The organism is Paenibacillus sp. Cedars, assembly GCF_003184205.1.
GTDB classification, from domain to species: Bacteria; Bacillota; Bacilli; order Paenibacillales; family Paenibacillaceae; genus Paenibacillus_AQ; species Paenibacillus_AQ glucanolyticus.
In genome coordinates this window covers 6206907-6221805 of the sequence record NZ_CP020866.1, presented here as the reverse complement: position 1 = coordinate 6221805, position 14899 = coordinate 6206907, and the positions used below count along the sequence as shown (strand labels likewise).

11 protein-coding genes and 1 riboswitch are annotated in these 14899 nt (G+C 53.6%); of the genes, 1 reads left to right on the top strand and 10 read right to left on the bottom strand.

What is annotated here, in order from left to right; all coding sequences use genetic code 11:
- Positions 1-254 precede the first annotated feature (254 nt).
- Positions 255-809, top strand: coding sequence for a hypothetical protein (locus B9D94_RS29935; RefSeq protein ID WP_231887956.1), 555 nt, complete (start codon positions 255-257; stop codon positions 807-809).
- Between the two features lie 101 nt (positions 810-910).
- Here the strand turns inward: B9D94_RS29935 and B9D94_RS29930 are convergent, their stop codons facing one another.
- From B9D94_RS29930 to B9D94_RS29880, 10 genes are all read right to left on the bottom strand, one after another.
- Positions 911-1948: a hypothetical protein gene (locus tag B9D94_RS29930; protein WP_040680055.1), complete on the bottom strand. Its 1038-nt coding sequence runs from the start codon at positions 1946-1948 to the stop codon at positions 911-913.
- 155 nt (positions 1949-2103) lie between these two features.
- Complete coding sequence (gene fumC, locus B9D94_RS29925; RefSeq protein WP_006207041.1) at positions 2104-3492, bottom strand: class II fumarate hydratase; 1389 nt, start codon at positions 3490-3492, stop codon at positions 2104-2106.
- 299 nt (positions 3493-3791) lie between these two features.
- Positions 3792-4820, bottom strand: a complete 1029-nt coding sequence (locus tag B9D94_RS29915; RefSeq protein ID WP_063478063.1) for a DUF2332 domain-containing protein — start codon at positions 4818-4820, stop codon at positions 3792-3794.
- 168 nt (positions 4821-4988) lie between these two features.
- On the bottom strand, positions 4989-6785 hold the full coding sequence (gene cydC, locus B9D94_RS29910) for a thiol reductant ABC exporter subunit CydC (RefSeq protein ID WP_148248628.1): 1797 nt from the start codon (positions 6783-6785) through the stop codon (positions 4989-4991).
- Complete coding sequence (gene cydD, locus B9D94_RS29905; RefSeq protein WP_148248627.1) at positions 6782-8557, bottom strand: thiol reductant ABC exporter subunit CydD; 1776 nt, start codon at positions 8555-8557, stop codon at positions 6782-6784. The genes cydC and cydD overlap by 4 nt, the downstream gene beginning before the upstream one ends.
- On the bottom strand, positions 8557-9573 hold the full coding sequence (gene cydB / locus B9D94_RS29900) for a cytochrome d ubiquinol oxidase subunit II (protein WP_063478066.1): 1017 nt from the start codon (positions 9571-9573) through the stop codon (positions 8557-8559). The genes cydD and cydB overlap by 1 nt, the downstream gene beginning before the upstream one ends.
- Positions 9560-10963, bottom strand: coding sequence for a cytochrome ubiquinol oxidase subunit I (locus tag B9D94_RS29895; RefSeq protein WP_006207046.1), 1404 nt, complete (start codon positions 10961-10963; stop codon positions 9560-9562). Before B9D94_RS29895 ends, cydB begins: the two co-directional genes overlap by 14 nt.
- A 288-nt stretch (positions 10964-11251) precedes the next feature.
- Positions 11252-13054 (bottom strand): adenine deaminase, encoded by a 1803-nt coding sequence (ade, locus tag B9D94_RS29890; RefSeq protein WP_148248626.1) that lies wholly within the window; start codon positions 13052-13054, stop codon positions 11252-11254.
- Positions 13055-13432: 378 nt separating this feature from the next.
- A riboswitch (purine riboswitch) is annotated at positions 13433-13534 on the bottom strand.
- 105 nt (positions 13535-13639) lie between these two features.
- On the bottom strand, positions 13640-14218 hold the full coding sequence (locus B9D94_RS29885; protein WP_148248625.1) for an NAD(P)H-dependent oxidoreductase: 579 nt from the start codon (positions 14216-14218) through the stop codon (positions 13640-13642).
- A 58-nt stretch (positions 14219-14276) separates the two neighbouring features.
- Positions 14277-14867, bottom strand: a complete 591-nt coding sequence (locus B9D94_RS29880; protein WP_172964016.1) for a TetR/AcrR family transcriptional regulator — start codon at positions 14865-14867, stop codon at positions 14277-14279.
- Positions 14868-14899: the final 32 nt, after the last annotated feature.

Genomic DNA, 14899 nt, shown 5'->3' with positions numbered 1-14899 from the left:
ATATTACATAACATAAAATATAAATCTGTGCCTATTGAAATGAATCTAGCAACTAGGGCAAACCACAGCATCCTCTCTCATCTTCTCCTTGGCAGAATAAAACAAGCATACCTTACAAACATACCTTTTTTTCCGATATGACAGCTAACCAATCAGCCAGAAGGAGCGTCTATTATAGTAGGAGCTGGCTGCCCTATACTGGCAGCTTACCGAATGCCTGAATTCATCCCGTATTCAAGGAGGTTATCACTGCCGTGACATTCAGAAAAATATCTCTATTTGCCCTCACAAGCGTCCTGTTAGCAACTTCGCTCATCTGGAGCAGCGAGCAAGCGGACGTTGACGCCGCCGCCGCTCCGAGCTATTCCGTAAACGTAGCAGGCACACTCATGAATGACGTGTATATTCGCCAAGGCAAGGCCTATGTTCCTCTCCAAGGGTTAGCTGAGGCACTCGGGTACGAGATTTCCTATTCTCTGCAAGCGGAACTGGACCACTTCCATCAATATGATCTGAAGGCTCCAAGCGCTCCCCACATATCGGTATGGGGCAACGCAAGCCGGGGGTATACGATCGTGCGGAAGGCAACCCAAGAGATGAGTGTCAATGACATCAACATCTATGAACCGGAGCTGCTGTGCCCGGAAGCATCGGACTCTTGCAGGCTGGATGAGAGCAAATACGAAGGACCTGTTTTCACAAAAAACACCCTGTACGTCCCTGTACGCGACATGGCCAAGGCCTTCAACCTGAAACTGACCATTTCACGAACAAAGAAAGAACACGTAATTGATCTGTCCAGGAACTAACGGTACGATGATGACTCACACAATCAAAAAAAGAAGCCAAGCCGAGTCATAGACTCTGCCAGGCTTCTTATCATAAGAAGAGCTGAACTCCGTCATCTTGATTACATCTCTCTGATCTCGATATCATCCGCAGACGCCATTTTCGAAATATCGAACTCTCTGAAAAAATGGGTACTCGGAAACCCTCTCATATAATCAAAATCCTGCCCTATCTTCTTCGCAGTATCGGGCGTATTCAAATCCGAAGGATAGTAATTGATCTGAAGGTCCGTTTCCCCCTTTACGGTCACGGAAGGTAGCTTTCGTATCAGCTCCAGCACACGCTCCTGCTCCTCTGGAAGATTAGCTGCGGTGAGATCCGCAAATACGATTAAACTTACATTCTGACGAACTGCCCCATCCGCCTCCTGGCCAAGACTGTTATAATTGCGCTCAAGCGTCTCGGAATCCGAGAATACGTAGGCTTGCGCAAAAGCCTGGTTTGGATACAGCTCGTCCAGCAGTGGCTTCAATTGCTCTTCAAGCTGCTTCCCCCAGAGCAAGTTCAGATAAGTATCATTCGATAGGGTAGGCGGGCTGCCATCATCACTGTTTAGGGTAAACTCCAGATCAGGCGCCTGCTCAGAATGGGCTCTAAGATTATACGAACTGACAGCCCAGGTATAACTTACTTCCGTTACCTTGAAGGGCTCGCTGTACTTCTGTTCCAGATAAGACTCAGCCGCTTCCTGAACCACCCGTTTCTCCGCTGCCGTCTTCATGAAAGGGGAAGATCCCCAGGTGTACCCGCCATATATGGACCCGGCGAACAGGGCCAGTCCGATTAACGTCCTCAGGATGATTTTCCAAGGTGAGGAGAGCTGGCGCCGCCGCTTCTCGTCGAACATCGGTTTCTTCGGCGATCGGTAGTTGAAGTAAACGATGGGTATAATGAGTCCTACAATATGAAGGACAATGACCAGCGGGCCAATAATCAAGCCCAAGAAACCTAATGTGATGAAAAAAATATAAAGAGCCGCTCCCTGAAGCGCCATAAGCAGCACCCCGCCGATGATCATGCCCGGTGTCCCGATATAAAACATCCCGAGCCCGGTGCAGATCAGGGAGAGCAATGCTGCAAACCACTGATGTTTCCTCAAGTTATCATCCATCCTTTATCCCCATGATTTATGTATGATTGTAAAATCTGACACCCTAATTATAACCGCCTTCGGCCGATGGATAAACAATAAGCCCACTTCACCGCAGTGAAATGGGCTCGTAGTCAAACAGATGCCTCGCGAAAGCTCGGCGCCTATTCCTTCGGATGAATCATTTCTTCCGGACGGACAATCCGGTCGAAATCCTCCGCGCTTAACAGTCCGCTGGCCAGAGCCGCTTCACGGAGCGTTGTGCCTTCTTTGTGCGCTTGTTTTGCAATGGCTGCTGCATTCTCATATCCGATATGCGGATTCAGCGCCGTCACCAGCATCAGCGACCGTTCCATGTTCCCCCGGATGACATCCAGGTTGGCTTCAATGCCGATCGCACAGTTCTGGTCGAACGAATCCATGGCATCTGCCAGCAGACGTACGGACTGCAGGAAGTTATAGATGATAACCGGCTTGAATACGTTCAGCTCAAAATTACCCTGGCTTGCCGCAAAGCCGATGGTTGCATCATTGCCCATCACTTGGCAGACCACCATCGTGAGTGCTTCACTCTGGGTCGGATTCACTTTGCCCGGCATAATGGAGCTGCCAGGCTCATTGGCAGGAATGGTCAGCTCGCCGATGCCGGAACGAGGACCGCTTGCCAGCCAGCGAACGTCGTTGGCAATCTTCATCAAATCGGCAGCCAGTGCCTTCAGCGCCCCGTGTGCAAATACAATCTCATCATGGCTTGTCAGCGAATGGAACTTGTTGCTGGCAGAGGTGTAGCTTTTTCCGATCTGCATGCTGATTTCGGCTGCCGTCATTTCTCCGAATTTCGGATGGGCATTAATCCCGGTACCAACGGCCGTGCCGCCAATCGCCAGCTCGCGCATCGGTTCTACGGATGAGGACAGCATCAATTCACATTTCTCCAGCATCCGATGCCATCCGCTGATCTCCTGTCCAAGCGTCAGCGGGGTGGCATCCTGAAGATGCGTGCGGCCGATTTTGATCAGGTCTTTGTACTCCTCGCTTTTCTTCTCAAGTGTTTTCTTCAAGCGGCGAAGCGCAGGCAGTACATGCTCTTCTACAGCGACAACGGATGCCATATGCATCGCCGTCGGGAAGGTATCATTGGAGCTTTGGGATTTATTGACGTCATCGTTGGGATGAACACGCAGGGCGCTGCCCTTTTGCTCCAGCAGCTGGTTGGCCCGATTCGCAATGACCTCGTTCACATTCATATTGGACTGCGTGCCGCTGCCTGTCTGCCAAACGACCAACGGGAAATGCGCATCCCACTTGCCGGCCACAATCTCATCGGCTGCGGTCGTAATGGCATCCACTTTGTCCGCATCCAGCTTGCCCAGCTTGCCATTCACAATCGCCGCGCTTTTCTTCAATATTGCAAACGCCGAAATAATCTCCTTCGGCATCGTTTCGGTTCCAATCCGGAAATTCTCGGAGCTGCGCTGCGTCTGTGCCGCCCACAGCTTGTCCGCAGGCACTCTAACCTCACCTAAGGTATCCTTCTCAATACGGTAATCCATCCCAACTTCCTCCTTTGGCATCTTTAGTTTAGGCTATCCATGGAACGGGAGCTTATTGCCTGTCCTCACTCTCGAATCGGCAGATCGAACTCCGTCTTGCCCTCATTTCCAAGTTCTCTAAGATAACATGATGGCTCTTGTCAAAAACAACCTGGAAACCAGACTTCATGGGCAAGCTTCCGCCGCTTGTCGTTGAAGCCGCGCTGTCTTCCGCTCCATGAAATAACGTAAACGCTTTATATTCCATCTCTCCTATTATGACACAGACTTGCCCAAGAAAAAATATAGATTCATGCGCTTTATAACAACCACTCGAACCAGCGTGCATGCCCATCCGTCCGCGCGATCGTATACTCGCTTAGCACGCCCCCAAGAATATAATCGGCATGGAGATCGCCATCCCACATATTGTTGTAGACATGTACAATATCACGCGTCTTCCCGATCTCGCTCAGATGCTGCAGCAGGCGGCGTTTGGACGTCTCCGGAATCTGATTGGCCACATGCGTGTGAAATACGCAGATAACGGCCTCCTCCGGGATGACCCTCACAATTTCAGGCAGCAGCTCGGTCCCGTCCCCTTCCCGAAACTGTATCCCCGATTGATGTTTGAGCACCTCCACAGCCTGCTCCAGCATCGTCACCCGATCATGATAGCCCGGCCAGATTAAGGCGCGCAGCCACAAGAAATCCTCCGCGTTCCGTACATCATTCACATGCAGATCAATCCCCATCCGGTAGACCACCGGAGGGCTGGAAGGCAGCAGAAGCGGCAGGCGATCCCCCCTGATCTCTGAAGTCATGCGAACCTTTGAGCCGTTATGACCATAACTCGCTCCATCACCATAGGAATAGCTGTATTGATCCCATAACAGCTGCAATCCGGCACTGCAGCCAAGCTCTACCAAGGCAAGCGGCTTGCGGACTTTGTCGTAGATCGAGCAGAACGCCGGATACAAGTAAGCACAGCGGCGGACTTCATTCGTCTGAACCCGCTTGCTCTCCAGAATCTCGATGAGTACCCCTTCGTGCTTCAGCACAAACGAGCGAAAATGGGGGTAACACGAATTCATCGCTTGCGGCTGCTCTACCAGGCCGGGATAATACGACCTCAGCTCGGCCCCCTCGCCTTGGAGCAGCAAATATTGAACAGCCCCGAACAGCATATTGGGTACCGGCTGACCTGACGGAACAAACGAGGCCACCCGCAGCACCTCTTCATCATCAGCGATATGCCTCGCCAAATACTCATATAAATCGCTGGAGCCCTGACATTCCCGTTCAGCAAAATGACAGAACACGCTGGTTAACCGCTCTAAATCCACCATACGCCACACCCCTAATAGAGAATTAACCCTTTATATCGGCTACAACTATGTTACATCTTTCCAGAAGGAACGGGGATTCCGATCTTTTATCAGACTTATAAGAAAAATAAGATGGGAACAAAAAGAACCGCCCCTGTGAAAAAAGGGGCGGTTCTTCCCATGGACCTTCTATAGTTCCGGAGAATCCAGCCGGTACAATTGTTGATATCGCGGATAGTGCCGCATCAGTTCATCATGCGTGCCACGCATGGCGATTCGGCCGTGTTCCATGAATATGATCTCATCCATCTGCTCCACGCCCACCAGATGATGGGTCACCCAGATCAATGTCCGGTTCTGCAGGCTGGAGAAGATGGTGGACAGGAGCTCCCGCTCGGTTATGGGATCCAGTCCGACCGTAGGTTCGTCCAGAATAACAATGGGCGTGTCCTGCAGCAGGATTCGGGCTAAAGCCACGCGTTGGCGTTCACCGCCAGAGAATCGCTGACCTGCTTCCTGCATGCGGGTGTCGAGTCCACCCGGGAGAGAAGCCACCAGCGGCTCCAGCCGCGCCATGGCAGCAGCATCGCGTATCTCTTCCTCCGTGGCTTCCGGCCGGCCAAGCCGAATGTTGTTCGCAAGTGTCGTATCGAACAAGTGCGGGCTCTGATTCAGTACGGCAATAACGGAAGAGATCTCGTCGCCAAACCGCGCCGCCTCCACACCACCCAGGGTAAGACTTCCCGACGATGGCGCCAGCACCCCCTGAATCAGCTGCAGCAGGGTGGACTTCCCGGCACCTGAACGGCCGATAACGGCCACTTTGGCCCTAGGGGGAATGTCCAGCGATACCTCGGTTAAGGTGTGTCCTGCCTCTCCCGCACCGACAGGCTCCAAGGCAAACGAGCCAGCGGCTGCCCTATCATAGCTGAACATGATGCCATCCGCCTTCACGTGAACACCGCCGCGTATAACCGCCTCGGTCTCTTCGTTATTCAGCAGCTGCAGCGGTGCCTGCTTCTCATCGAATTCATCGGCGCTTTCGATGCCCTTAAGCCTCGCCACCGATTGGCCATACTGCGGAATCCGTTCCACGGCTTCGGATACGGGCAGGAATGCGTCCATAAACGGGAACACAACCAGCACAAAAGCTGCAATCAGCGTAACATCCATGGATCCATCCGCGTACTGCCGTCCTGACCAATACACCATCGACACCACCGTTACGGCAACGATGCATTGGCCGATCCAGCCCCGAAGGCGCGACCATCGCTTCAGCGATCTGTCCGTCCGGTCTACCTCGGCTTCATCCGCCTCATAACCCGCCAGGAATTCTGTCTGTCTGCCGCTGACATACCATTCATGGATGCCCAGCACCGCATCGGTCAGCTTCTGGTACAGGTTGTTCCGTGCCTGCTTCATCTCCCGGTTCTTCCGTTTGGTGAGCAGCAGGGATATCAGCGGCAGCACCAGAATCAGCACCGCAACATACAGCGCAAGCAGCAGGGCGAATGCCGGGTCGAACTGACCGACGGCCAGAATGATTCCAGCATACAACACAAGCGCAACGATGGATGGGAAGACCGTTCGGATGTATACATCCTGCAAATACTCGATATCATCAGAGAGCACGCCCAGCAGATCCCCGGTGCGGTATCGGGAGGATAAGCGGAGGGCTTGCGGCTCCAGGATGCGATACAGCCGCAGACGCATTTGGGACAGGATGCGAAGAATGGTGTCATGGCCCACCAGCCGCTCCACGTAATGGACAACCGCGCGTCCGATGCCGAAGGTGCGAACCCCTACCGTCGGCACATACACCATCAGGATGTTTTCCGGACGGAGCGCCGATTTGGAGATCAAATACCCGGATGTGAACATCAGCATCCCCGCAAACAGGATGGTGAGCACACCCAGTACGACAATCAGCAGAAAACGCCAGAAGTTTGCTGTCACATAAGGCCGAAACCACGATTCCTGCTTCATTGTACTCCCTCCATCAGCGATGTAATCAATCCATGGTATACGCCCCGTCTTGCCATAAGCTCGTCATGGGTTCCTGTTTCGGCTATGCGTCCCTGATGCAGAACGATGATGTAATCCATATCCCGCATCCAGTGCAGCCTGTGCGTTGCAAGAAATACCCATTTATCCTGAAAAAGGGACACCATCGTCTCCTTCAGCTCGTATTCGGTCTCAATATCCAGATGTGCCGTCGGCTCATCGAGCAGAAGAACCTGCCGACCGCCGAGGAGCGCTCGGGCAAGGGCAACGCGCTGTGCCTGACCGCCGCTTAAAGTCCGCCCGCCCCCGCCGATCATCTCGGCCAGACCGCCAGGCAGGCTGTTCACCAGATCGGCCAGGCCGGCCGCTTCAACAGCCGCTTCAACCTGAGCCCTTGAAGCGTCCGGCGCATAGAAGCGCACATTGTCCTCCAAGCTGGCGCTGAATAAATACGGCTGCTGCGGCATATAGGTGACCTCACTTCGCCACTCGCCCCGGCTGGAATGCCCCAGCTTCACGCCGCTCAGCTTCATCTCACCGGATGTAGGCGTCATAAACCCGCCTAATAGTTCGATCAGCGTGGATTTACCCGCCCCGCTCTCTCCGACGATGCCGATCCGGCCTTGACCCGATATTCGGAAGCTGACGTCCTCCAAGGAGGCAGGACCCGCCCCTGTATGCTGCAGTCCGATGCCGGACAGCTCCAGTACGCTGCTCTTCTCCCATTGGAACCGCGGCGTGGAGCCAGTACGTACCGGAATATTATCTTTAATTTTAAATGTTGCACCGGTTTGGGCCTCCAAGCGCTCTTTCCGGGCCTCCCGGATGATGGATTGCATCGCTTCCCCTGCCTGCTTGCCATCCAGCGTTGCATGAAAGTCAGCCCCGACCATGCGCACCGGAAGAAAATACTCCGGTGCCAGGATCAGGATGAGGAGTGCAGGCAGCAGCTCCAGGCTGCCGTTAATGAGACGCAAGCCCAGGTTTACCGCTACGGACGCTACCGACAGCATCGTGAAGAAATCCAGTGCAAAGGAAGACAGAAACGCAACGCGCAAGGTCCGCATGGTCGCAGCCCTATATCCCTCGCTGACCTGCCCTATGCTCCCGCTGTGCTTGCGGCTCTGTCCCAGAAACTTCAGAGTGGTCAAACCCCGCAGCGAATCCACAAAATGATTGGACAGCATCTGGTAGGAATCCAGCTGCTGCTCGGTCTGCTTTCTCGCGGCAAGTCCCACGAGGATGAGAAACACGATCAGGATCGGCATGGTCACCAGCAGAATAATGCCCGAGATCCGGTCCGTCATGAATACGTACAGCCATACCAGCGCAGGGGTAATGCCCGCCCCCATCATGCGAGGTATGGTCAGCTCCCCATATTTGCGGAACTTGCCGATGCCCTCCAGCACAAGCGTAACCACATGGCCTGTTCCTTCCGACCGGACAAAGGACGGCCCGTTCCGAAACAGCTCCTCCAGAAGCTGCTTCCTCAGGCTCGTGCCCGTCTCCTCGGCAAAACGCTGTGCAATTCCTTGCTGCACGGTGAAAATGCCGTGGCGTGCCAGAAAAGCAAGCAGGAACAAGGCAATGGTCTCCCCCTGCTCCTGCAGCGTGGATCCCGCGAACAGGGCGGATATGGCTTCCGCCAGCCATTTGGCTTGCAGGAGGATGGCCATGCTCTGTGCCAGGGTACATACGGCGACAAGGAAGAATACGATCTTGGCGCCCTTGTATCCCAGCAGATCTTTTCCCATCAGTACTCCAGATGCTCCTTCTCATGTACCCGTTTGTGGAAAACGAAGTAACTCCAAATTTGATATCCCAATACGAATGGCAGCAGCGATACAGCCACAATGGTCATGATTTTTAAGGAATACGGTCCGGAGGCCGCATTATAGATAGTCAGATCAAACGCCGAATGGATGGAGCTGACCATTACGCGAGGGAACAATCCCACGAACACGGATGTAACCAGCAGAGCAATGACGGCCCCGGTCATTCCGAAAGCCCAGCCGTCCCGCTTGACGTTCATGAAATACCCGCCCAGCAGGAATGCAAGCAGAGCCAGCACGAGCAGCACGCTTAACACCGCACCACGCTTCTCGAAGATATCCGTCATGAAATAGGTCATGACCCCGAATGCCACGAACAGTGCCGCCACCGGGAGCAGCAATCTCCGGGCCATGCGGCGCGCACGCTCCTGAAGATCCCCTATGGTGCGCAGCGTCGTAAACATTAACCCATGCAGCAAGCAGAGCATCACCATCGTCAGCCCGCCAACAACGGTATAGGCATTCACGACATCGAAGAATCCGGCATACATCTGCATCTCTTCATTAATCGGAAGCCCCTGAATGAGGCAGGCAAAAACAACACCCAGGAGGAACGGAGGAAGCACGCTGCCGATGAAGATTGCACCGTCCCACACCCTTTTCCAGCGAACGTCGCCTACCTTGCCGCGGAATTCAAAGGCCACTCCCCGTCCAATCAAGGCCAACAGAAGAAAAACAAGCGGAATATAGAATCCGCTGAACAGCGTGGCATACCAGTTCGGGAAGGCGGCGAACATCGCGCCGCCCGCTGTCAGCAGCCAGACCTCATTGGCATCCCAGAACGGGCCGATCGAGTTGATCAGCACCCGGCGCTGGGTGTCGCTTTTGGCGAGCAGCTGAGTGGACATCCCGACTCCGAAATCAAAGCCCTCCAAGAAGAAGAACCCGATAAACAACACGGCAACGAGCACAAACCACAGTTCATTAAGAGACAGCATGGTAGCCCTCCTTATTAAACGGATCGCTTGCGTGGCGGTCTTCTTCCTCCGCCGCATACGGCCCTTTCTTAATGACTTTAATAAACAAGTACGCCATAACGGCAGCAAGCACCGCATAGATGGCTGTAAACGTAATGAGCGAGAACAGGATGGAGCCTGCACTTACGTTCGGAGATATACTATTCTCCGTGGTGATCAGTCCGAATACCGTCCAAGGCTGCCGCCCGATCTCCGTCATGATCCACCCCGACGTGTTGGCGATGAACGGCAATGAAATGCCAAACAGCATCAATCTCAGGAACCATCTGCCAGCGTGCTCGACCTTCTTGCGCAGCATCAGCCAAGCTCCGTACAATCCGAGTAGAATCATCACGCTGCCTGCGGCCACCATAATCCGGAAGCTCCAGAAGGTGGTCCGCACCGGAGGTATATAATCGCCGGGACCGTATTGCTGCTCGTACTGGGCTTGCAGCTCCTTCATTCCGATCACTTCGCCGGAGAATTTGCTATAAGACAGAAAGCTGAGCAAATACGGAATTTTAAGCTCCATCTTGTTCTCCTGCTTCTCCGGATCGATGGACGCAATGACCGTCCAAGCCGCAGGATCGTCACTCGTCTCCCACAGGCTCTCGGCAGCAGCCATCTTCATCGGCTGCGTATCCACCAGATACTGCGCCTGCTGGTGACCGAAGACCGCAACCAGAATGGAGGTGGTGAGCCCCACCACGATGGCGATGTGGAATGATTTTTTGAAGAAATCCAGATCCTGCTTCTTCATCAGCTTGTAGGCACTCACGCCTGCTACCAGGAACGCCCCGGTGGCCAGTGCCCCAAAGATCGTGTGCGGGAATTCTACCAGCAGCTGCCCATTGGTGATCAATGCCAGGAAATCATTCATCTCCGCTCGTCCATTATTCATCTCGAACCCAACGGGACGCTGCATGAACGAATTGGCCGCCAGAATCCAGAAGGCCGACATCAGGGTGCCGAAGGACACCAGCCAGATGCTGAGCAGATGGACCTTCTTCGATAACCGGTCCCAGCCGAATATCCATAACCCGATAAATGTTGACTCGAGGAAAAAGGCCAACAAGGCCTCGATGGCAAGCGGCGCGCCAAACACATCCCCAACAAATCGCGAATAATCCGACCAGTTCATGCCGAACTGGAACTCCTGCAGAATTCCTGTCACTACCCCGACCGCAAAATTAATCAGGAACAGCTTCCCCCAGAACTTGGCCATTTTCTTGTATACTTCCTGGCCTTTGACAACATACATCGTCTCCATGATGGCAATCAAAAACGCTAATCCGATAGACAACGGTACGAAAATAAAGTGAAAAATGGTTGTCGATGCGAACTGAATTCGCGCCAGCATAACCGGATCCATAAAGATACCCCTTCCTTTAGCTCACGTGATCACTTTAAATTTGATTCTTTTTGTATTTTCGCAGACTGCGGCAGAAAGGATTGTGATCAATATCACAATATTAGGAAGGATTAGGGGCAAAAAGTTATAAATTTGTGACGAAAATCACTAAGTGTGAATGGAATTATGTGAGGTTTATCCATTGGAGCATGACTTGCCGCATCCCCTCACAGGTCAAGCCCGGTATTTACGCACCAAAAAAAGCAGGTTCGCCATGTAGGCCAACCTGCTTTAATGCATACCACCACCTTATTGAACCGCGCGAATCTCCGTCTCGATGAGCTTGAACTCCGTCACGTCCGCGATGCCGCGATTGGTAATGCGGATTTCGGGAATCACCGGCAGCGCGATCAGGGAGAAGGTCATGAACGGCGCATGGATGAAGCACCCCAGCTCCTTCCAGGCTTCCTCCAGTGCAGCAACTTCTTCCGCTACGATCTCCACTGGACGATCCGCCAGCAAGCCGGCAATGGGCATGGCCACCTTCGCGAGCACCTGACCGTCACGCACCACGATCATCCCGCCGCCGCAAGCTGCCAGCTCATTCGCCGCTAGTGCCATATCCTCGGCGCTCGTGCCCATCACCAGCAGATTATGGCTGTCGTGCGCCACCGTGGAAGCGACCGCACCGGATTTCAATCCGAAGCCGCTCGCAAAGCCAAGCGAGATTTGTCCGGTTGCGCCATGGCGCTCGATGCACGCAAGCTGAACCACGTCCTGGTTAAGATCAGGCTGAATGATGCCCTGCTGCACGGGGAGCACCGCTGTCATTTTGGCTGTGCGGGCACTGTTCTCGATGACCCGCACCACGTTGACTTCCGTGCGTGCGGTATCCCACTTGCTGCGGAGCAGGAAATCCTCCGCTGTCAACGGACGCTGCAGGCGAACCGAATGGAACGCTTTTTCCGGGTATTGGTATACAGGGAATAGCTTCACAACTTGGCCGTTCTCCGCAACCACCTCACCATCGGTGATCACAATCGACGGCACCATGCTGTTCAGATCATCAAGCAGCAGAATGTCTGCCGTTTTACCTGGCGAGATGCTCCCGAGTTCGAGATCCATCCCGAAGTACCGAGCCACGTTGATCGTGCCCATCTGGATGGCCGTCACCGGATCCACACCCTCTTCGATCGCACGGCGCACCACATGGTTCATATGGCCAAGCCTCAGCAGCGTCTGCGGATACACGTCATCCGTCACCAAGGAGATATTGTCCGTACGCACCTTGTCTTCCGTCACCACCTTGATGACTTCCTTCACGTCCTGCCAAGCCGATCCTTCACGGATCATCAGGTGCATCCCGAGGCGAACCTTCTCTAGCGCCTGCTCTCTCGTCACCGTTTCATGATCGGAGCTTACCCCGGTTGCCAGATACGCCTGAAGCATCCGGTCGTCCTCTGCGGGAAAATGTCCCGTCACCGTCTTGCCGGCACGCAGCGTGGCTTCGATCTCACCGCTCATCGTCGGATCGCCATATACCACGCCCGGGAAGTTCATGACTTCGCCAAGCCCGGCAACTCCAGGCCAGGTCAGCCCTTCTTCGATATCTTCCACGCCAAGCTGGGCTCCTGCATCCTCCAGATCAAACGTCGCCGGCACGCAGGAAGGGATGGTGGTGAATACCTTAAGCGGCAGCTGCTGTCCTTCCTCGTGCATCCACCGCACACCTTCCATACCGAATACATTGGCGATCTCATGAGGGTCCATATAGATCCCGGTGGTTCCGCTAACGATGGCCGCTTTCGCAAACTCGGTCACGGTCAGCATCGTGCTCTCCACATGCATATGGCCGTCAAGCAGACCCGGCGAGATGTAACGGCCATTCGCCTCGATGACCCGGGTCCCTTCCCCGATCGTATGATTGGCGCTGCCGATATAAGCGATGCGTCCGAATGCCATCGCCACGTCCACCTGCTCCTGAAGCTCGCCTGTAAACACATTGACCAGCGTGCCGTTCTTGATAACCAGGTCGGCCGGTGCCTGTCCTAACGCCACTTTCCCCAGCTCCCGGCTGACCTCGTATCGTTTCTGTCTCTTGCTTGAACTCATGATGAATGCACGCTCCCCTTTTTTTTAGATATCAGAAAGTATAAACTTCAAAGCTTGCGACTTCCTGATATCGCAATAAAAACTTCTTCTAACTGCGGTCTGTCATCTGTGAAAGTACGTCAATAGACGTTTTTCTTATGATGAAACGGTAAAAGTACAAAATCAATTCTACGCGCAAGCACGTAAAACAACCCGGACAGCGTATCTGCCCGGGTTGCCTGAACTAACTATATCCATAGAGGAAGAGAAGCCCGGTGCATCAGCAATGCATTGCTAATAGTCTGCACAACACCCCATCCGTTAAAACCTGCCGGTACCCGGATTCCAAGGTGATCTTACCGCCCGCCTCTCCATTCCATTCGAAGCCGGGCGCTGGACTCTGGCTCTCATCCTTCATGTAGTCAAGTCATTTACGGTAACCTGGTAGAAACGCCTGGGCCCTATTCCCCGGCATATACATTAAGATTTGATTTTGATCCTGTTTACCCTTCAATTCTCTTTTGTTTCATTTGTTGTATGAATTATAATCTTCTTGCCCGAGAAGTCAAGTGTTTGGAAAGAACTGCACATCGGCGGCAACGGCCTCTACGCCAGTTTCCTCCCCATGTTCTGTACGCGCTCAAGCCATTGCTTTTTTGCGCTCTCAGGCATTTTGCGAAGCTGCGTGATGTTCGTGGCACGAACCGAGCTCACGCCGCAGAACTTCAGAATGGAATGCTTCATCATTTGATGCCCGGGCTGACCCAGATAGAAGCGATAGTAAACGTAGGGCGAATCCATCGTGACAATCAATCGGGCGGTTTTCCCTTTGAGCAGTTGCTCCGGCAATGGAGAGTTCCGGCGGTACTTAAACGCAAAGCCCGGCAAAAAGACTCGGTCGATAAACCCCTTCAGCAGTGCCGGCATGCCGCCCCACCAGTTCGGGTACACAAATACCAGATGATCCGCCCATGCGATGAGCTTCTGCGCTTCTTGCAGATCGGGCTCCAGAGCTTGATTCCCCTTATAGCCGCCGGATAGGCTCAGATCAAAATCCATCTCTCCAAGCACCAGCTCACGCACCTCTGCCCCTGATTCGGCTGCCCCCTGCGCATATCCCTTGGCCAAATGACTTCCATAACTGTTCTCAATCGGATTGCCCTGAATAATCAAAATCTTTTTCATACACGTTCCCCCTGTTAATTTGGTTAATAAACACTAACCTTAAGGTAAAAAGAAAAGGTCACACCGGACCCTTCCCTAAACCTGTCAAAGCCAGTAGATGTGCCGTCACCTCAGGCGCCAGCGCCGAGAGCGGTTCCTCAAGCTCCCCTTGCATCGTTGAAACGGCCAGCTGATTGAATGCACCGATGATCAACACCGCGGTTAAGCGTATATTCTGCGGCGGAATATCCCGCTGCAACACCGCTTGATCGAGCAGATCGCATAATGCATCGAGCGGCTGACGCCCCCTGCTCTTGAGCACCTCCGTAAACAGCTCGTGATGCTGGGACAACAGCAGCAAGCCGTATTTATCCTCGTCATAAGACTCCAATACACGGGTGACCAAGGCGGACAACTTCTCTGCGAACAGTCCGGTTTGGGAAGCGTAATCATCCACCAAACGTGTGTAACTGCCGCAGTATTCCTCGAATGCCTCCGCAGCAACGGCATCCTTATTCGTAAAATGCTTATAGATCGCTGCATCCGTCACACCAGCTGCCGCGCCGATCTCCTTCACCGATACCCCGTCAACGCCCTTCTCGGCAAAGAGTTTCATGGCCGCCTGCAATATTTCCTTCTTCTTGCTATCGAAATGCGGTTTCTTTTTCATAATCATATCATAAGTGAACACTAACCAAATTG